Raw genomic sequence first — 17,399 nt, forward strand, 5'->3', positions numbered from 1 at the left:
GCCAATGACGACCTCTTTGACACCTGCTCTTGAGCGCGATCTGACGTCCGGCGCGCTGTCCCTGGCCATCGCCGAGATCGCAGAGGAGGCTGCGCGGCTGATCCTGCCCTATTGGCGCGCAGGCACGGCGGTCGAGACCAAGTCCGACGACAGCCCGGTGACGCAGGCGGACCGGGCGGCCGAGGCCCTGATCCTGAAACGGCTGGCGGCCCTGTATCCGGGCGTGCAGACGGTGGCGGAGGAGGCCGTGTCGGCCGACGGCGCGCCCGAGGCGGCCGAGGACTGGTTCTGGCTGATCGATCCGCTGGACGGCACGCGCGGTTTCGTGCGCGGCGGCGAGGCCTTCACCGTCAATATCGCCCTGATCCATGACGGCTATCCGGTCGCGGGCGTGGTGACCGCGCCGGCGACGGCGACGACCTGGCGCACCGACAAGCCCGAGGGCGGCGCCTTCCGGCGTCAGTTCGGCGCCCTTCAGGCCGGCGAGGCCCATGCGGGCGAGGACTGGCGTCCGATCCGGGTGCGCGACCGGCCGCAGGAAGGCATGGCCCTGCTGAGCCACAGCGTCACCGACGAGGAAGCGACGCGTCTGGCCGCCCGTCACGGCTGCTCGCGTTGGCAGGGGACGGATTCGTCGCTGAAGTTCTGCCTGATCGCCGAGGGGCGGTTCGATGCCTATCCGCGCACAGGCCCGACCTCGGAATGGGACACCGCAGCAGGCCAGGCGGTGCTGGAAGCCGCCGGCGGGCGGGTTCTGGCCGATGACGGGCAGCGGATGGCCTATGGCAAGACGCGGTTCCTGAACGGCGCCTTCGTCGCCATGGGCGGCTGAGGTCTAGGGCCTCAGAAGCGCCTCGGCGCGGTCGGCGAGGGCGTCGACGCCCATTTCCCGCGCCGTCATCGCCGCCTCGCCCAGGATCAGCCCCAGATCGGTCGGGACGACGCCGCCCAGCCGATGCCGCGCCAACATGATCTCGGCCATGCCGATCTGATCGGCGGCCCAGTCGAGCGGCGTCGCGGCCGCCATGCGCGCGCGAAGGCGGGTTTCCAGCGTCATCAGGGCGGTCAGGTTCTTGACCGCCTCGGCCAAGGCCACCTCACGCGTGATGCGCCGCTCGCGCGCCAGGGCGCCGATGATCAGTTCGCCGCCCTGCGTCAGGGCTTCCGCCTGGGCCAGCAGCATCAGCGGCTGGGCGTCGTCGCCGACACGCAGCACCTGGATCGCGGCCCAGTCCAGCGGGCTGTGATCCGGGGTGAACTGATCGGCGGCGGCGTCGAACATGATCCGCCCCTGGTTGCGGGCCTCGTCATGCCCCGCAATGGCGGCTAGGGCCGACAGGCCAGCGCCGCACAAAGCGAGGGCGCGGGCGCGGGTCAGGGGGCGATGGTCGGGGGACGCGGCCTCGACCAGGGCGCCCAGGTCGCGGCCGGCCTGATCCAGCAGATGCACGTCGCGCTGGACCACGCCCATTTCCAGCGACAGGGCCGCGCGATCCATGCGCAGATCCATGTCCTCGGCGTCGTCTCTGCGCACCGCCTCATCCATCAAGACAGCCGCCTGATGAAGGCGGGCGATGTCGCCGCTCAGTCGGGCCGTGCGAACCGTCAGTCGGGCGTGAAGCGCGGCCATGCCGACGGCGATGCGTCGGCTGCGCGGCTGTCCGACCGCCGCAAGGGTCGTCGCTGCGCGGTCCAGACGGGCGGGATCGCCGCACAGGTCAAAGCGCAGCATCAGCACCGCCGCCTTGGCCATGGCCGCCCGCGCGATCTGATCCTCGCCCACGGCTGAACGCGCTAGGCTGTCGGCGCAGCGGTCGGCACGGTCCAGACTGTCGGCGGCGCCGGTGCGTCGGGCGTGTTCGCGCCACAGGGCGCAGGCGCGGTTTTCTGTCTCGAAGGGACGGGCGCAGGAGACGCGTCCGGCGTCCGTGGCCTCGCGTCTCGCCTCGGCGCGCAGCAGATCCGCGCCGATCAGTTCGATCCAGCCCAAGTCTTCGCTCTCTCGCGCCTGGGCGAAGAGTTTTCGAAGATCACGGCCGAATTCGAACATGCTGGACCTCGGTTATCCCGCTTCGGGACGCAGACTGCGTCACCTGCGGCGTCCAATGCAAACGCAGCGCCGGGAATGCGGTTCGGCTTGGCCTTAAGCCCACGACCTAGTCGAGTTTCGGCGTCTTTTGCTGGCAGCGTTGCAGATTGGCGCGCGCCTCGGGCGCATCGGCGTTGAGTTGACGCACCGCGGCGATGCGCGCGCGGGTCTGATCGGCCTCGGCGGTCAGCGCCGCCTTGCCCGCCGCCGTCGCGGCCTGCATGGCCGCCAAGGACCAATAGAGTGCGGCGTCGTACAGCCGACGCCCCTGGGCGCTCTCGCCGCCTTCAAGCTCTGACGCGGCCTGGGTCAGGCCTGCACAGCGCACCGCCTCGTCATACGAAACCAGCCCCACGGAAGGGGCGGCCTGCAGCATAAGCACGGTGCTGGCGAGGGCGAGAAGCGTCGACATGACCTCAGAATGGCTCAGCTGCGTGACCAAAGGAAGTCGTTAGCGGCGCCGGCCTTACCCGCGTTCCTTCGTCTTGGTGAAGGCGATCTTGGGGAAGCGTTCGCCGACATAGCCGGTCTCCCAGCTCGACTTGGCCAGGAAGACCGGGGCCTGGTCGATGTCGCGCGCCATCTGGGGACGATATTTGCCTGAGAAGTCCTCGACGTCCGCGTCGGAGCCCTCCGAGCTTGGAGCGATCCAGCGCGCTTCGGCATAGGGGGAAGGTTCGAAAATGACGTCCAGTCCGTACTCCTCGCCCAGACGGTCGGCCATGACCTCGAACTGCAGCTGGCCCACGGCGCCGACGATGAAGTCCGAGCCGATTTCGGGACGGAATAGCTGGGTCACGCCCTCCTCGGCCAAACCTTCCAGCGCCTTTTTCAGGTGTTTGGCCTTCAGCGGATCCTTCACGCGAACCCGCTGCAGGATTTCCGGGGCGAAGTTCGGCAGGCCGGCGAAACGAACCATCCCGCTCTCCGACAGGCTGTCGCCCACGCGCAGCACGCCGTGGTTCGGGATCCCGATCACGTCGCCGGCGAAGGCGTCGTCGGCCAGTTCCCGATCCGAGGCGAAGAACATGATCGGCGCATTGACCGACAGGGACTTGCCGGTGTTCTGCACCTTCAGCTTCATGCCGCGCTTGAAGGCGCCCGACGCCATGCGGAACATGGCGATCCGGTCACGGTGGTTGGGGTCCATGTTCGCCTGGACCTTGAAGACGAAGCCGGTGACCTCGTTGGATCCCGGCTCGACCTCGGTCTCGACGGGGGCGGGGGCGTTGCGGGTCTCGGGCGGAGATTCCTTCTTCGCCTTCATCACCTTGGGCGCCGGAGCCCAGTCGCCGATGGCCTTAAGCAGTTCGTCGATGCCGAAGTGGCGAAGCGCCGAGCCCCACAGCACCGGCGTCATATGACCTTCCAGGAAGGCCTGGCGGTCAAAGGCCGGATAGCCGCCCTCAACCAGTTCGACGGCCTCGGCGAGGTTGTCTTGCTCGCCCACCTCGAAATAATGCGCCGCCTGGTCCAGCGGCAGGGCGGGGGGGTGATCCGGGTCTTCGGCGGAACCGGCGATCTTGCGGGTATAGGGCTGGAACCGGCCGGTTCCGACCTCGACCATGCCGCGCAGGCGGTTGCCGCTCTCGGCCGGCCACCAGATCGGGGCGGGGTCCAGCTGAAGGCGTGACGCGATGTCGTCCAGCAGGGCCATGGGGTCCTGGGCCTCTCGGTCCAGCTTGTTGATGAAGGTAATGATCGGGATGTCGCGCAGGCGGCAGACCTCGAACAGCTTCAGCGTCTGCGGCTCGATGCCCTTGGCGGCGTCCAGCACCATGATGGCGCAGTCGGCGGCGGTCAGGGTGCGATAGGTATCCTCGGAGAAGTCCTCGTGCCCGGGCGTATCGAGCAGGTTGAACATCTTGCCGTCGTGCTCGAACGTCATGACCGAGGCCGAGACCGAGATGCCTCGCTCCTTCTCGATCTTCATCCAGTCCGAGCGCGTGCGCCGGTTCTCGCCGCGCGCCCGCACGGCGCCGGCCGCGCGAATGGCGCCGCCGGCCAAGAGGATGTGCTCGGTCAGGGTCGTCTTGCCCGCATCCGGGTGGGCGATGATGGCGAAGGTCCGGCGGCGCGCCGCTTCTTCAGGCAGGGTCAAGGAAGACATGGCGCGCGACTAGCGCGGACAGGTCTCAAAGTCACGGGATTGCGCCGGACGAAATAACCCCTCGCCACGAAGGGCTATCGGAGTCATGTTCGGTTCTGGAGGAGACGATCAGGCCGTCAGAGTCCGACGCTCCCCTCCCGGACCAATCCGGGATCATAGGGAAAGGACAAGGACGATGGCTGTCATCCATCCTCAAGACCGTATCGCCCATGCGCCGCGTGAGCGGGCGCCGCTGCATCCGGCGGTGGGGCTGGTCGTCGGTTTCGGCTTTATCGTAGCCGTGGCGACGCTGGTCCATGTGGTGTTCAACGCCGTCCTCTGACGGCGTTTCAGGCAGCGATCAGGCGGCCAGGCGGTTCCAGACGGCGCGGTCTGCGGAGACGGCGTCGAGGCGACGGCCCTTGGCCTGAAGCTGGCGCATCACCTGTTCGGGTAGGGTGCAGAAACGCGGCTCGACCAGGTCGGGATTGCAGGCGGGGGCGGGCGCCGCGAACAGGGCGGCGTTTACGTCCGGGCTGCGCTCGGCGATCAGCCAGGCCAGGCGACGGGCGCGTTCGGGATCGTTGCGGTGAAGCAGCGGGTCCTCGGCGAACAGTTCGCAGCCCAGTTCCAGCAGATAGTCCAGACCCAGCTTCTCGAACCGGCGCGCGTCGGCGGGCGTGACCGGGCAGGCCTCGTCCAGGTCGAACACGACGTCGTTCAGAAGAAACAGCATGGGCGAGACGCTCGACTGGCCGGACGCGAGTTCGTCCGTAAGCTCACAATAGGCGCCGTCGCTTGCGGTCCCGTTCACGGACGCGGTTAAGCGTTTGTGACCGGACGAGCGCCGCCCTAACGAAAAGCGACGGCGATGACGCGACGTGACCCTTGCGCGGTCGGTCGGCCTCGGCTTACCTGATCACGCATTGTTACAGGCCGGCGTCGCGCCGGAGAGAGGCCGTCATGACGACCCACGAAGATCGCGCCGGGCTGAAGGTCGCGGGCGAACTGATCGCCCTGATCGAGCAGGAGGTGCTGCCGGGGCTGGGGCTTGATGCGGCGGCGTTCTGGAGCGGAGCGGCAGCGATTTTCGAACGGTTCGCGCCCGAGAACCGCGCGCTTCTGACGCGACGCGACGCCTTGCAGGCTCAGATTGACGATTGGCATCGGGCGCGGCGGGGCAAGCCCTATGATGTGGCGGCGTCCGAGGCCTTCCTGAAAGAGATCGGCTATCTGGTCGAGGAGCCGGCGACCTTCACCATCGGCACCGAAGGCGTGGACGCCGAGATCGCGCGCATGGCCGGGCCGCAACTGGTGGTGCCGGTGCTGAACGCCCGCTTTCTGCTGAACGCCGCCAATGCGCGGTGGGGCAGTCTGTATGACGCCCTGTACGGCACGGATGCGTTGGGCGACCTGCCGGCCGGCGGCGGCTATGACGCGGCGCGCGGCGCGCGGGTCGTCGCGCGGGCCAAGGCCTTTTTGGACGAGGCGGCGCCGTTGGCGGAGGGTTCGCATACGGATGTCGCCGGCTGGTCGGTAGTTGATGGCGCACTGTCGCCCGCGCTGAAGGATGCGGGACAGTTCGTCGGCTTCACGGGCGATGCCAGCGCACCCGCCTCGATCCTGCTGGTAAACAACGGGCTGCACATCGAACTGGTGATCGACCGCAGCCACCCGGTGGGGCGCAGCGATGCGGCGGGGCTGGCGGACGTGGTGCTGGAATCGGCCCTGTCGACCATCGTCGATCTGGAGGATTCCGTCGCGGCCGTCGATGCGGCGGACAAGGCCGAGGCCTATCGCAACTGGCTGGGTCTGATGCGCGGCGACCTGTCCGCGACGTTCAAGAAGGGCGGCGAGACCCTGACCCGCGCCTTGGAGCCGGATCGCCAGTGGACCGCGCCGGACGGGTCCTCGGTGATCCTGAAGGGGCGCAGCCTGCTGTTCGTGCGCAATGTCGGGCATCTGATGACGACCCCGGCCATTCGTCTGGCGGACGGGTCGGAGGCGCCCGAGGGGATCATGGACGCCATCGTGACCAGCCTGATCGCGCTGTATGACATCAAGGGTCTGGGCGGGTTCGGCAACAGCGCGACGGGCTCGGTCTATATCGTCAAACCCAAGATGCACGGTCCGGAAGAGGCCGCCTTCACCGACCGTCTGTTCGATGCGGTCGAGGATCTGCTGGCCCTGCCGCGTCATGCGATCAAGGTTGGGGTGATGGACGAGGAGCGCCGGACCTCAGCCAATCTGGCGGCCTGCATTCAGGCGGTGAAGGACCGGATCGTCTTCATCAACACCGGCTTTTTGGATCGTACCGGCGACGAGATCCACACGGCCATGCAGTCCGGGCCGGTGGTGCGAAAGGCGGACATCAAGTCCAGCGCCTGGATCGCGGCCTATGAGGCGAGGAACGTCGCCATCGGCCTGAAATGCGGCCTGTCGGGCAAGGCCCAGATCGGCAAGGGGATGTGGGCGGCGCCGGACCGGATGGCGGACATGCTGGAGCAGAAGATCGGTCATCCGAAGACGGGCGCGAACACCGCCTGGACGCCTTCGCCGACGGCGGCGACCCTGCATGCGCTGCACTATCATGTGGTCGATGTGTTCGCGGTTCAGAAGGATGTAGCCGGGAGCGAGACGCCGGGGCTGGAGGCTTTGCTGACCCCGCCCTTGGCGAATGGCGTCAACTGGTCCGAGGACGAGGTGGCGGCCGAGTTGGACAACAACGCCCAGGGCATACTGGGCTATGTCGTGCGCTGGATCGATCAGGGGGTGGGGTGTTCCAAGGTGCCGGACATCCACGACATCGGTTTGATGGAGGACCGGGCGACGCTGCGGATCAGTTCGCAGCATATCGCCAACTGGCTGCTGCACGGGGTCTGTACGGCCGATCAGGTCGAAGCGGCCTTCCAGCGCATGGTGGCCAAGGTGGATGGGCAGAATGCGGGCGATCCGCTGTATCGGTCGATGGCGACGGACCCGGATAACAGTCTGGCCTATCAGGCGGCGCGGGCGCTGGTGTTCGAAGGCGTCGAGCAGCCGAACGGCTATACCGAGCCGTTGCTGCATGCCTGGCGGTTGAAGGCCAAGGCGGCTCAGTCCGTCTGACGGGCTTTGGGTGAAGCGGGCGGTTCCGGCGTCTCGGCCTCGTCGTCGGCCATGACGTCGTCGGCGGCGTCGTTGGCGGTTCGAGCGGGACTTTGCGGGCCGGTTGGTCTCGGCGGTGAGCCGACGCCGTAGCCGAGGCGCTTCAAGGCCTCTTCGCCGTCCAAGCCAAAGGCGGTGCGCAGGCGAAGATCGGTCTGGGGCACCGGCACCTCCACGCCCGCTGCGTCGAGGGCGTCGGCGATCAGCCATGTGTAGGCGGCGTGCATGGCCGCCGGGCGTTTGACGGCGTCGCGCGTCGGCCAGACCACCAGTTCGAACGACAGGCCCCGATCGCCAAAGGCCACCAGCCAGACCTGGCTCTTGCGGGCCTCCGTCTCCGGCAGGGTGAAGGGGCTGGCGCGGGCGGCGGCCAGAACCGCATCGCGCACCTGTCCCCGGTCCGAGCCATAGGCGACAGTGAAGGGCACATGGATGCGGCGGGTGTCGCCCTTCATGGTCCAGTTGGTGACGGGCTGTTCGATGAAGCGCGAGTTGGGCACCAGGACATTGACGTTGTCATTGGTGCGGACACGGGTGGCGCGCGGGCCGATCTCCATGATGGCGCCGCGGATGCCGATGTCCTCGATTTCGATATAGTCGCCGACCGACACCATCCGGTCGAAGATCAGGAACAGGCCGGAGACGAACTCCTTGACCACCCCCTGAAGCCCGAGACCCACGCCGATGCCGAGCGCGCCGGCGAAGACGGTCAGGGACGACAGGTTCAGCCCCGCCGCCGACAGGGCCGACATGATCCCCACGACGATGATGCCGTAGCCGGCCAGACGCTCCAGCAGATAGATCGCCTGACGGCTGCGGTCCGAGCGCTCGCGCACCCGGCGCAGCGACCGCGTCACCAGCCAATGGGCGGTGAAGGCGATCAGGAGGATCACGCCCGCGCTGACCAGACCGCCCAGCGTCAGATTGATCCCGGCGATGCGGGCGATCTGCGACTGCTCGATGGTGTCGAGGCCCAGCTTCTGGATCGGATTGGTCATCGCGTCCTAGAGCGTCCGGCGAACGGTCAAGGTTCCGAACCTAGATGGCGAAGTCCTCGGTCGAGAAGCGCCCATCCAGCCAGGCGACGATGCGCTCGGCGGCGTCCTTGGGCGACATGGTGGTGGTGTCCACGACGATCTCGGGGTGTTCGGGCGCTTCATAGGGGCTGTCGATGCCGGTGAAGTTTTTGAGCTCTCCCGCGCGGGCCTTCTTGTACAGACCCTTGACGTCGCGAGCCTCGGCCACCGCCAAAGGCGTGTCGACGTGGACCTCGACGAACTCGCCCTCGCCCAGCAGATCGCGGGCCAGACGGCGTTCGGCGCGGAAGGGCGAGATGAAGCTGACTAGGACGATCAGGCCGGCGTCCACCATCAGTTTGGACACTTCGGCGACGCGGCGGATGTTCTCGACCCGGTCCTCCTCCGTAAAGCCCAGGTCGCGGTTCAGGCCGTGGCGGACATTGTCGCCGTCCAGCAGATAGGTGTGGCGACCGTCGGCGTGGAGCCGCTTTTCCACCAGATCGGCGATGGTCGACTTGCCGGCGCCGGACAGGCCGGTCAGCCAGACGACGCGGCCCGTCTGGTTCTTGATCGTGGCGCGCGCGTCCTTGTCGACCGACAAAGCCTGCCAATGGATGTTGTGGGCGCGGCGCAGGGCGAAGTGCAGCAAACCCGCCCCGACCGTGCGGTTCGAGATCCGGTCGATTAGGATGAAGCCGCCCAGATCCTTGTTTTGGACATAGGGGGCGAAGGCGACGGGGGCGTCCAGCGACAGGTTGCAGACGCCGATCTCGTTCAACTCCAGCCGCTTGGCGGGCTGCTGCTCCAGGGTGTTGACGTTCACCTTGTGCTTGGGCTCGGTGATCGTGGCGCCCACCAGCTTTGCGCCGATCTTGAGCAGGTAAGGCCGGCCCGGCAGCAGGGGCTCGTCGTCCATCCAGACCACGGTGGCCTCGAACTGGTCGGCCGCCTCGGGCGGGGCGTCGGCGCTGGCCAGCACGTCGCCGCGCGAGACATCGATCTCGTCGGCCAGGGTCAGGGTGATCGACTGTCCGGCCACGGCCAAGCTCAAGTCGCCGTCGGCGGTGACGATGCGGGCCACGGTCGAGGTCTTGCCGGACGGCAGGACGCGCACCGGATTGCCCGGCCGCACGGTCCCGGCGGCGATCTGGCCGGAGAAGCCGCGGAAGTCGAGATTGGGCCGGTTGACCCACTGCACCGGCAGGCGGAACGGATCGGCCTGAAGAGCGTCGCCGACCTCCAGCGTTTCCAGCAGGCTCATCAGCGGCGGGCCGGCGTACCACGGCGAATGAGCGCTGGGTTCGGTGATGTTGTCGCCGCGCAGGGCCGACATCGGAATGGCGTCGAACGTCTTCAGCCCGATCTGACCGGCGAAGGCGCGGAAGTCGGCGACGATGGAGTCGAACACAGCCTGGGACCAGCCCATCAGGTCCATCTTGTTCACCGCCAAGATGACGTGGCGAATGCCCAGCAGGCTGACCAGATAGGCGTGGCGGCGGGTCTGGGTCAGAACGCCGCGACGCGCGTCGATCAGGATGACGGCGGCGTCGGCGGTCGAGGCGCCGGTGACCATGTTGCGGGTGTACTGTTCGTGGCCTGGCGTGTCGGCGACGATGAACTTCCGCTTTTCGGTCGAGAAGAAGCGGTAGGCGACATCGATGGTGATGCCCTGCTCCCGCTCGGCGGCCAGACCATCGACCAGAAGGGCGAAGTCGATGTCGCCACCTTGCGTGCCGACGCGGCGGCTGTCGGCCTCCAGCGCCGCCATCTGATCCTCGAAGATCATCTTGGAGTCGTACAGCAACCGGCCGATCAGGGTGGACTTGCCGTCGTCCACGCTGCCGCAAGTGATGAAGCGGAGCAGGCTCTTGTGCTGGTGGGCGTCCAGATAGGCGTCGATGTCGCGGGCGATCAGATCCGATTGGTGGGCCATCAGAAATAGCCCTCCTGCTTCTTCTTCTCCATCGAGGCGGACTGGTCGTGGTCGATCATCCGGCCCTGACGCTCCGACGTGGTGGTCAGAAGCATTTCCTGAATGAGCTCTGGCAGGGTCGCGGCCGTGCTCTCGACCGCGCCGGTCAGGGGGTAGCAGCCCAGGGTGCGGAACCGGACCGACTTCATCTGCGGCGTCTCGCCGGGCCGCAGGCGGAAGCGGTCGTCATCGACCATGATCAGGGCGCCGTCCCGCTCCACCACCGGCCGTTCGGCGGCCAGATACAGCGGCACGATGCGGATCTGCTGCAGGTGGATGTATTGCCAGACATCCAGCTCGGTCCAGTTGGAGATGGGGAAGACGCGAATGCTCTCGGCCGGCCGTTTGCGCGTGTTGTAGAGCCGCCAGAGCTCGGGCCGCTGGTTCTTGGGGTCCCAACGGTGTTCGGCCGTGCGGAAGGAGAAGATGCGCTCCTTGGCGCGCGACTTCTCCTCGTCGCGACGGGCGCCGCCGAAGGCCGCGTCGAAGCCGTACTGGTTCAGGGCCTGTTTCAGACCTTCTGTCTTCCACAGGTACGTGTGCAGGGCCGAGCCGTGATCGAAGGGGTTGATGCCGCGTGCGAGGGCGTCGGGGTTCTGGTGGACCAACAGTTCGACGCCCAGATCGGCCGCCGCCTGTTCGCGCATCGCGTACATGGCGCGAAACTTCCACGTCGTGTCGACGTGCAGAAGCGGGAAGGGCGGCCTGGACGGATAGAAGGCCTTCTTCGCCAGATGCAGCATGACGGCCGAGTCCTTGCCGATCGAATACAGCATGACCGGACGCTCGGACTCGGCCGCCACCTCGCGCAGGATGTGGATGCTCTCGGCCTCCAGGCGCTGTAGGTGCGTCAGGCGCGGCGCGGACAGGGCGGCAGGTCTTCTGGTCAGGGTGGCGGTGGTCACCGGGGCGTCTCCGTCGAACGCCATGTGACAACGCCAATGCGCGCCAGGGAACAAGCGAGGGTTCCTGCTCCCCGCTAGGAGATTTTCGGCCCGCAGCGTCCGATTTCGTCGTCGGAGCGTAACGGAACCAGGGTCGCTGAAAGCGGCTTATGGCTTCGAAACGGAAACGCCCATGCCCAGCCTGAAATCCCTCGCCGCCTCCGCCGCCGCCGCGATCGCGCTGGCGGGATGCGTGACCGCACCGTCTCCATCCGAATATCGCGCGCCCCAGCCGGCCAAGCCGGTGGATGTGCAACGTCTGTGGTCCGGGCGCTGGCACGAGGTCGCGCGTCTGCCGGATCGGTTGACCGACGGCTGCGTCGCCGGCGCGTCGATCTATACGCCGGTCGAGGGCACGCGCGTCGATGTGCGCGACACCTGTCAGGTCGGCACGCCGGACGGCAAGGAAAAGGCCATCGGCGGACGGGGTGAAATCCTCGATCCGGGCACCAACGCCAAGCTGAGGGTTAAATATCTGGCCGGGTTCGTGACCTGGGACTATTGGGTGCTGGACCGTGCGGACGACTACAGCTGGTTCATCTCGGCCGATCCGACGTTCGAGCGCCTGTTCATCTACACGCGTGAACTGCCCAGCGAGCAGCAGGTGCGCGCCTTGACCGAACGGGCGCGGGCCCTCGGATACGACGTCAGTCGTCTGGAGTTCCCGGCCCAACCGGCGCGGTAAGGATCAAAGGCCATGCGCTCTTCCCGGACGGTCTTGTTCGCCTCGACACTGCTCGCGACGGTGATCGGTCTGGGGGCCTGCGCGGGCGGGACAGCCTTGCCCGTCGCGGCGGGGTTTGGTCCGGACCCGCAACTGCCGGCGCCGCGTCAGGGCTTGCTGCCCACCGTCAACATCGCCCCGGCGTCGAGCTGGCCCGAAGGCGCGACGCCGGTCGCGGCGGCGGGTTTGCGCGTACAGGCGTTCGCGACCGGCCTTGATCACCCGCGCTGGCTCTATCGCCTGCCCAACGGCGATATTCTGGTCGCGGAGTCGAATGCACCGCCCAAGCCCGAAGACAAGAAGGGCGGTCTGCGTGGCTGGGTGATGGGCAAGGTCATGGCCAAGGCTGGCGCCGGTGTCCCAAGCCCCAACAAGATCGTCCTGCTGCGGGACGCGGACGGCGACGGCTCAGCGGAGATCAAGAGCGATTTCCTGACCGGACTGAACTCGCCGTTCGGCATGGCTCTGGTCGGCGACCGCCTGTACGTCGCCAACGCCGATGCGGTGGTGGCCTTTCCGTATCAGAGCGGCCAGACGCAGATCGACGCAGCGGCGACGAAGATCACGGACCTGCCCGCCGGCCGCAATCACCACTGGACTAAGAGCCTGGTCGCCGGCCCGGACGGCCGGCGGCTTTATGTCGGGGTCGGCTCCAACTCCAACGTCGGCGAAAACGGCCTGGACGAGGAAGTCGACCGCGCCGCCATCCTGGAGATCGATCCAGCGACGGGCGCGCGGCAGGTCTATGCCTCGGGCCTGCGCAATCCGGTCGGAATGGACTGGAACCCTCAGACCGGCCAGCTATGGGTCGCGGTCAACGAGCGTGATGAAATCGGCGACGATCTGGTGCCCGACTATATGACGTCGGTGACGCCGGGCGCCTTCTATGGCTGGCCGTGGAGCTATTACGGCCAGACTGTCGATACGCGCCCACCCGCCAATCCGGCGATGGTCGCGCGCGCGATCCGGCCGGATTACGCCCTGGGCGCGCACACGGCGTCGCTGGGGCTGACATTCAGCGAGAGCGCGAGCCTGTTGCCGCCAGCCTTGCGCTCAGGCGTTTTCGTCGGCCAGCACGGATCGTGGAACCGCAGCGTGCGCAGCGGCTACAAGGTGATCTTCGTGCCGTTCGTCGATGGACGTCCCGCCGGGCCGCCGCAGGATGTTCTGACCGGATTTCTTAACGCTCGGGGTCAGGCTCAGGGCCGGCCCGTCGGGGTGCAGATTGATCGGCAAGGCGCGCTGCTGGTCGCCGACGACGTGGGCAATGTCATCTGGCGCGTCAGCGGCGCCTGAACGTCGATATAGAAAAAGCCCCGGCCGAAACCGGGGCTTTCCATTATTCTGCTGAGATCAGTTCAGCGGCTGGACCGTGATCGCGGGAGCGGCGGGCGTGGTGACGACCGGAGCCGGGGTCGAGGCCGCAGGCGCGGCGTTCAACCGGCTGGTGCTCGCCGTCGAGGCGGCCGGCGCGGTGTAGGGTTGCGGACCCGAGGGTGTAGCCGGCGTCTCAACACGGGCGGCGGCGGGCCGTTCAACGGCTGGCGCAGCGCGACGGGCCACGGGTTCGGCGCGGCGAGCGACCGGCGCAGGCGCGGCGGCGGGCGTCGGGGTCGCAGCCGGCGTGGGCGCGACCTCGGCCGGGGCGGGCGTGACCGGCGCCTGGGCGGCCGTCATCGCGGCGGGCGCGGTCTGCATGGCCGGTGCGGCGGTCTCGGCGGGCTGGGCGGGAGCGGCCTGTTCGCCGCCCATCATCATAGCGACGCCGCTGCCCAGCAGCACCACTGCGCCGATCGGGGCCAGGATCATCCAGGTCTTCACCGACTTCTTGGACTTGGTCGTGCGGGCGTAGCGCGGAACGAAGGTCTTGTCGTCAGCGCGGGCTTCGGTATTGGCGTTGGCATAGGTCATAGACATTGTTTCTGTCCTCCATAACGTCGATCAACCAACCCGCCGTTCCGCAACGGCGTTCCGCGTGAAGCGCAAAAGCCCCGAAGAAACACCGTTTCCGCCCGGAATGGGGCGAAGACCGTGCGCGCGGCCGCCGCATTTGCCGTCAATGCGGCAATAAAAAGCAGGGCGGTGCTCTGGATTTCCGCCGCGTCAACCGAACAAATGGATCACGGCTGGGCGGCAATTCGTCAGGTTCGCGAAGGATTGCGGACCCTACGGTTGACCCGACCGGCCGCCTTCGTCCATCACCGGACCGGGTGGAACACGCATTGACCGGAGTACGGCGCGCATGGGTTTTGTAGCCAATATCCGTAGGGATGTCCGGTTTGCGCGCGGCCTGTTCCGTCTGTTGAAACGCATCAAGCCGATTGAGTTGGACAGCGACGTCCTGCTCTGCGACGACTTCGAAGAAGCCGTCGACAAGTTCGCCGACAACATCGCCATCGACGACGGTCAGCGCACCCTGACCTATCGCGACCTGGACGCCATGGCCAACCGCTTCGCCCACTGGGCCAAGAACCGGGGCCTGCGTCGCAGCGACACCATCGCTTTGATGATGACCAACCGGATCGAGTATCTGGCGGCGTGGATCGGCTTCTCCAAGGTCGGCATCGCCACGGCCCTGATCAACACCAATCTGAACGGGCAGGGGCTGGCTCACTGCCTAGCCATTTCCAAGGCCTTCAACGTCGTCGCGGACGAGGATTGCTGGCGTCAGATCGAGGAGGCGCGGCCTCTGGTCGATCACAACCTGGCGCTCTGGGTTCTGGGCTTGACCGACGATTTGGAGACCAGCGACCGTCGCGGCCTGGACAAGCCCGTGCGCGGCGGGTCTTCGGTGCGGCCGTCCAAGTCGGCACGCGAAGGCCTGACCAACCGCGACACCGCCCTTTATATCTACACCTCCGGCACGACCGGTCTGCCCAAGGCGGCGCGGATTCCGCATTCGCGCGCCCGCACCTACATGCGCGCCTTCGCCGGCGCCACACGTTCGACGCCTGAGGACAGGATCTTCAACGTCCTGCCGTTGTATCACTCGACCGGCGGCTTGGTCGGCGTGGGCGCGGCGTTGCTGAACGGCGCGCGGCTGGTGATCCGCAAGAAGTTCTCGGCCAGCACCTTCTGGCCCGACGTGCGCTCGTCGGGCGCGACCATGTTCGTCTATATCGGCGAGCTGTGCCGCTATCTGGTCAACTGCCCGCCGCACGAGGACGAGACCAAGCACAAGCTGCGTCTGGCGTTCGGCAACGGCCTGCGCGCCGATGTCTGGCCCGACTTCCAGAGCCGGTTCAAGATTCCTGACATCCTGGAGTTCTATGGCTCGACCGAAGGCAACGTGTCGCTGTTCAACTTCGACGGCAAACAGGGCGCGATCGGTCGGGTGCCGAGCTTCCTGAAGTCGCAGATAAATATTCGCCTGGTCGAATTCGACGTGGAGACCGAACAGCCCATCCGCGGCTCGGACGGTCTGTGTCGCCTGGCGCGCGTCGGCGAGGTCGGCGAGGCCATCGGCCTGATCGGCAACGACATCCGCCACGACTTCTCGGGCTATGCCGACAAGGCCGCCTCGCAGAAGAAGATCCTGACCGACGTGTTCAAGAAGGGCGACCGCTGGTTCCGCACCGGCGACCTGATGAAGCAGGACAAGGAAGGCTATTTCTACTTTGTCGACCGGATGGGCGACACCTTCCGCTGGAAGGGCGAAAACGTCTCGACCTCAGAGGTCGAACAGGTGCTGATGGACGCACCGGGCGTGACCGAAGCCATAGTCTATGGCGTGCCCGTTCCGGCCCAGGACGGCAAGGCCGGGATGGCGGCCCTGGTGGTGGACGGCAAGTTCGACGCGCAGGCCTTCTCCGACCATGTCGAGGCCAAGCTGCCCGCCTATGCTCAGCCGGTGTTTGTGCGTCTGATCAAGTCGGCGGAGACGACCGGCACCTTCAAATATCGCAAGGCCGATCTGGTGGTCGATGGGTTCGATCCGTCCAAGACCGGCGCCGCTCTCTATGTGCGGGGCGGGGCTGCGGGCTATCAGAAGCTGACGGCGGCCGGGCGCAACGCCATCCTGAAGGGCGAAAGCCGTCTGTAACGACTGGGAAGGCGGCGTTCGCGAAACGCCGTCTTAATGATTAATGGCGATAGTCCCGACCTCTCGCGTCAGGATTGTTCGCCTCCATGTTCCAGATCATCGGCATCGTGCTGCTGTTCGGCCTCGTCTTCGGCAGCTACGCCATTTCGGGCGGCAAGTTCGAAGTGATCCTGCACGCCGCGCCGCACGAGCTGATGGCCATCGGCGGGGCGGGCATCGCCGCCTTCCTGATTTCCAACTCCCTGCCGGTGATCAAGGGCTCCATGGCGGGGCTGGGCAAGACTTTCGCCGGGCCGAAGTGGAAGAAGCAGGATTACAAGGACCTGCTGTCGCTGCTGTTCCAGCTGACCAAGACGATGAAATCCAAGGGCGTGGTGGCGCTAGAAAGCCATATCGAAAAGCCCAAGGAATCGACCATCTTCCAGAAGTACCCCAAGGTGCTGAAGGACCATTTCGCCGTCGACTTCATCTGCGACACCCTGCGGATGATGACGATGAACCTGGAGGATCCGCACCAGGTCGAGGATGCGATGGAAAAGCAGCTCGAAAAGCATCATCACGAGCATCTGGAAAACGCCCACGCGCTTCAGAACCTGGCCGACGGTCTGCCGGCGCTGGGCATCGTCGCGGCCGTGCTGGGGGTCATCAAGACCATGGGTTCGATCACCGAGCCGCCCGAGGTTCTGGGCGGCATGATCGGCGGCGCCCTGGTCGGCACATTCATGGGCGTGTTCCTGGCCTATGGTCTGGTCGGTCCGTTCGCGGCGCGCCTGACGGCGATCATCAATGAGGAAGCCGCCTACTATAAGATCATCCAGTCGGTGCTGGTCGCTCACCTGCACGGCAACGCCGCCCAGATTTCGGTCGAGATCGGCCGGGGCGACATCCCGTCATCGGCGCAGCCGTCGTTCGGCGAGATGGAAGAGGCGCTGAACAGCATCACCGCCGACTGATCCCGACTTTCCTGATCTTAACTTGCCCTGCCGCGCGCGGCGGCCCTATCGTTTGCGCCAAGAGACGTTCCGGTCTCGCAAGCTTCGGAGACATCTTCATGCGTATCAAAGCCCTCGTCGCCGCATCCGCCGCGCTCCTGGTGCTGTCCGCCTGCAGCAAGGCCCCGGAAGAGAAGGCCGAAGCGCCGGCCACCGATGCGGTCGAGGCCGCCGGCAGCGCAGAAGAAGCCGCGCTGACGGTCGATCAGGCCGCCAAGGACGCCGAAGCGGCGGCCAATCAGGCCATTCAGGAAGACACCGCCGCCCAGGCGGCCACGACGATGCAGGGCGCCGACGCCTCCGCCGCGGCGCCGGTTCCCGTCGCGCCGGCCGAACCTGCGCATGGTCCGGCGGCCGCCCACTAGGCCGCGTCGAAACCAA

16 protein-coding genes are annotated in these 17,399 nt (G+C 66.8%); 8 read left to right on the forward strand and 8 right to left on the reverse strand.

What is annotated here, in order from left to right; genetic code table 11:
- Window positions 1-4: 4 nt before the first annotated feature.
- On the forward strand, window positions 5-832 hold the full coding sequence (gene cysQ / locus ASF31_RS06235; RefSeq protein WP_055753865.1) for a 3'(2'),5'-bisphosphate nucleotidase CysQ: 828 nt from the start codon (window positions 5-7) through the stop codon (window positions 830-832).
- Between the two features lie 3 nt (window positions 833-835).
- Here the strand turns inward: cysQ and ASF31_RS06240 are convergent, their stop codons facing one another.
- From ASF31_RS06240 to ASF31_RS06250, 3 genes are all read right to left on the reverse strand, one after another.
- Complete coding sequence (locus tag ASF31_RS06240; protein ID WP_055753866.1) at window positions 836-2,050, reverse strand: hypothetical protein; 1,215 nt, start codon at window positions 2,048-2,050, stop codon at window positions 836-838.
- Between the two features lie 106 nt (window positions 2,051-2,156).
- Window positions 2,157-2,501: a hypothetical protein gene (locus ASF31_RS06245; protein WP_055754171.1), complete on the reverse strand. Its 345-nt coding sequence runs from the start codon at window positions 2,499-2,501 to the stop codon at window positions 2,157-2,159.
- Between the two features lie 54 nt (window positions 2,502-2,555).
- The gene (locus ASF31_RS06250) at window positions 2,556-4,199 is read right to left on the reverse strand and encodes a peptide chain release factor 3 (RefSeq protein ID WP_055753867.1); all 1,644 of its coding nucleotides are present in this window, start codon (window positions 4,197-4,199) and stop codon (window positions 2,556-2,558) included.
- Window positions 4,200-4,374: 175 nt separating this feature from the next.
- Here ASF31_RS06250 and ASF31_RS14620 point away from each other — a divergent pair, with 175 nt between their 5' ends.
- Window positions 4,375-4,521, forward strand: coding sequence for a hypothetical protein (locus ASF31_RS14620; protein WP_167334160.1), 147 nt, complete (start codon window positions 4,375-4,377; stop codon window positions 4,519-4,521).
- A gap of 18 nt (window positions 4,522-4,539) precedes the next feature.
- On the opposite strand, the gene ASF31_RS06255 is transcribed toward ASF31_RS14620, so the two are convergent.
- Window positions 4,540-4,914: a hypothetical protein gene (locus ASF31_RS06255; RefSeq protein WP_055753868.1), complete on the reverse strand. Its 375-nt coding sequence runs from the start codon at window positions 4,912-4,914 to the stop codon at window positions 4,540-4,542.
- Window positions 4,915-5,141: 227 nt separating this feature from the next.
- Here ASF31_RS06255 and ASF31_RS06260 point away from each other — a divergent pair, with 227 nt between their 5' ends.
- Window positions 5,142-7,286, forward strand: a complete 2,145-nt coding sequence (locus tag ASF31_RS06260; RefSeq protein WP_055753869.1) for a malate synthase G — start codon at window positions 5,142-5,144, stop codon at window positions 7,284-7,286.
- On the opposite strand, the gene ASF31_RS06265 is transcribed toward ASF31_RS06260, so the two are convergent.
- Genes ASF31_RS06265 through cysD form a run of 3 tightly spaced genes read right to left on the reverse strand, consistent with a single transcriptional unit; the run spans window position 7,274 to window position 11,245 of the window.
- On the reverse strand, window positions 7,274-8,323 hold the full coding sequence (locus tag ASF31_RS06265; protein WP_055753870.1) for a mechanosensitive ion channel family protein: 1,050 nt from the start codon (window positions 8,321-8,323) through the stop codon (window positions 7,274-7,276). The genes ASF31_RS06260 and ASF31_RS06265 overlap by 13 nt on opposite strands.
- A 40-nt stretch (window positions 8,324-8,363) precedes the next feature.
- Window positions 8,364-10,277 (reverse strand): sulfate adenylyltransferase subunit CysN, encoded by a 1,914-nt coding sequence (gene cysN / locus ASF31_RS06270; RefSeq protein WP_055753871.1) that lies wholly within the window; start codon window positions 10,275-10,277, stop codon window positions 8,364-8,366.
- Window positions 10,277-11,245: a sulfate adenylyltransferase subunit CysD gene (cysD, locus tag ASF31_RS06275; RefSeq protein WP_055753872.1), complete on the reverse strand. Its 969-nt coding sequence runs from the start codon at window positions 11,243-11,245 to the stop codon at window positions 10,277-10,279. The genes cysN and cysD overlap by 1 nt, the downstream gene beginning before the upstream one ends.
- A gap of 148 nt (window positions 11,246-11,393) precedes the next feature.
- Here cysD and ASF31_RS06280 point away from each other — a divergent pair, with 148 nt between their 5' ends.
- The gene (locus ASF31_RS06280) at window positions 11,394-11,945 is read left to right on the forward strand and encodes a lipocalin family protein (protein ID WP_055753873.1); all 552 of its coding nucleotides are present in this window, start codon (window positions 11,394-11,396) and stop codon (window positions 11,943-11,945) included.
- A gap of 12 nt (window positions 11,946-11,957) precedes the next feature.
- The gene (locus ASF31_RS06285; RefSeq protein ID WP_055753874.1) at window positions 11,958-13,280 is read left to right on the forward strand and encodes a sorbosone dehydrogenase family protein; all 1,323 of its coding nucleotides are present in this window, start codon (window positions 11,958-11,960) and stop codon (window positions 13,278-13,280) included.
- A gap of 57 nt (window positions 13,281-13,337) precedes the next feature.
- Here the strand turns inward: ASF31_RS06285 and ASF31_RS06290 are convergent, their stop codons facing one another.
- Entirely contained in the window at window positions 13,338-13,901 is a 564-nt protein-coding gene (locus ASF31_RS06290) for a hypothetical protein (protein ID WP_156355935.1), read from the reverse strand.
- Window positions 13,902-14,226: 325 nt separating this feature from the next.
- Here ASF31_RS06290 and ASF31_RS06295 point away from each other — a divergent pair, with 325 nt between their 5' ends.
- The 3 genes from ASF31_RS06295 (at window position 14,227) to ASF31_RS06305 (ending at window position 17,383) form a co-directional block, all read left to right on the forward strand.
- The gene (locus tag ASF31_RS06295) at window positions 14,227-16,026 is read left to right on the forward strand and encodes a long-chain-acyl-CoA synthetase (RefSeq protein WP_055753876.1); all 1,800 of its coding nucleotides are present in this window, start codon (window positions 14,227-14,229) and stop codon (window positions 16,024-16,026) included.
- An 86-nt stretch (window positions 16,027-16,112) separates the two neighbouring features.
- Entirely contained in the window at window positions 16,113-16,979 is an 867-nt protein-coding gene (gene motA, locus ASF31_RS06300) for a flagellar motor stator protein MotA (protein ID WP_055754172.1), read from the forward strand.
- Between the two features lie 98 nt (window positions 16,980-17,077).
- Window positions 17,078-17,383 carry a hypothetical protein gene (locus ASF31_RS06305; protein ID WP_055753877.1) on the forward strand — a complete coding sequence of 102 codons (306 nt, stop codon included), beginning with the start codon at window positions 17,078-17,080 and terminating at the stop codon, window positions 17,381-17,383.
- The last annotated feature ends 16 nt before the right edge of the window (window positions 17,384-17,399 follow it).

Source organism: Brevundimonas sp. Leaf280, assembly GCF_001422455.1.
GTDB lineage: Bacteria > Pseudomonadota > Alphaproteobacteria > Caulobacterales > Caulobacteraceae > Brevundimonas.

Excerpts from the sequence above, each read along its gene's own strand:
- cysQ (WP_055753865.1), top strand. The coding sequence starts at position 5 with ATGACGACCTCTTTGACACCTGCTCTTGAGCGCGATCTGACGTCCGGC.
- ASF31_RS06240 (WP_055753866.1), bottom strand. The coding sequence starts at position 2,050 with ATGTTCGAATTCGGCCGTGATCTTCGAAAACTCTTCGCCCAGGCGCGA.
- ASF31_RS06245 (WP_055754171.1), bottom strand. The coding sequence starts at position 2,501 with ATGTCGACGCTTCTCGCCCTCGCCAGCACCGTGCTTATGCTGCAGGCC.
- ASF31_RS06250 (WP_055753867.1), bottom strand. The coding sequence starts at position 4,199 with ATGTCTTCCTTGACCCTGCCTGAAGAAGCGGCGCGCCGCCGGACCTTC.
- ASF31_RS14620 (WP_167334160.1), top strand. The coding sequence starts at position 4,375 with ATGGCTGTCATCCATCCTCAAGACCGTATCGCCCATGCGCCGCGTGAG.
- ASF31_RS06255 (WP_055753868.1), bottom strand. The coding sequence starts at position 4,914 with ATGCTGTTTCTTCTGAACGACGTCGTGTTCGACCTGGACGAGGCCTGC.
- ASF31_RS06260 (WP_055753869.1), top strand. The coding sequence starts at position 5,142 with ATGACGACCCACGAAGATCGCGCCGGGCTGAAGGTCGCGGGCGAACTG.
- ASF31_RS06265 (WP_055753870.1), bottom strand. The coding sequence starts at position 8,323 with ATGACCAATCCGATCCAGAAGCTGGGCCTCGACACCATCGAGCAGTCG.
- cysN (WP_055753871.1), bottom strand. The coding sequence starts at position 10,277 with ATGGCCCACCAATCGGATCTGATCGCCCGCGACATCGACGCCTATCTG.
- cysD (WP_055753872.1), bottom strand. The coding sequence starts at position 11,245 with ATGGCGTTCGACGGAGACGCCCCGGTGACCACCGCCACCCTGACCAGA.
- ASF31_RS06280 (WP_055753873.1), top strand. The coding sequence starts at position 11,394 with ATGCCCAGCCTGAAATCCCTCGCCGCCTCCGCCGCCGCCGCGATCGCG.
- ASF31_RS06285 (WP_055753874.1), top strand. The coding sequence starts at position 11,958 with ATGCGCTCTTCCCGGACGGTCTTGTTCGCCTCGACACTGCTCGCGACG.
- ASF31_RS06290 (WP_156355935.1), bottom strand. The coding sequence starts at position 13,901 with ATGTCTATGACCTATGCCAACGCCAATACCGAAGCCCGCGCTGACGAC.
- ASF31_RS06295 (WP_055753876.1), top strand. The coding sequence starts at position 14,227 with ATGGGTTTTGTAGCCAATATCCGTAGGGATGTCCGGTTTGCGCGCGGC.
- motA (WP_055754172.1), top strand. The coding sequence starts at position 16,113 with ATGTTCCAGATCATCGGCATCGTGCTGCTGTTCGGCCTCGTCTTCGGC.
- ASF31_RS06305 (WP_055753877.1), top strand. The coding sequence starts at position 17,078 with ATGCGTATCAAAGCCCTCGTCGCCGCATCCGCCGCGCTCCTGGTGCTG.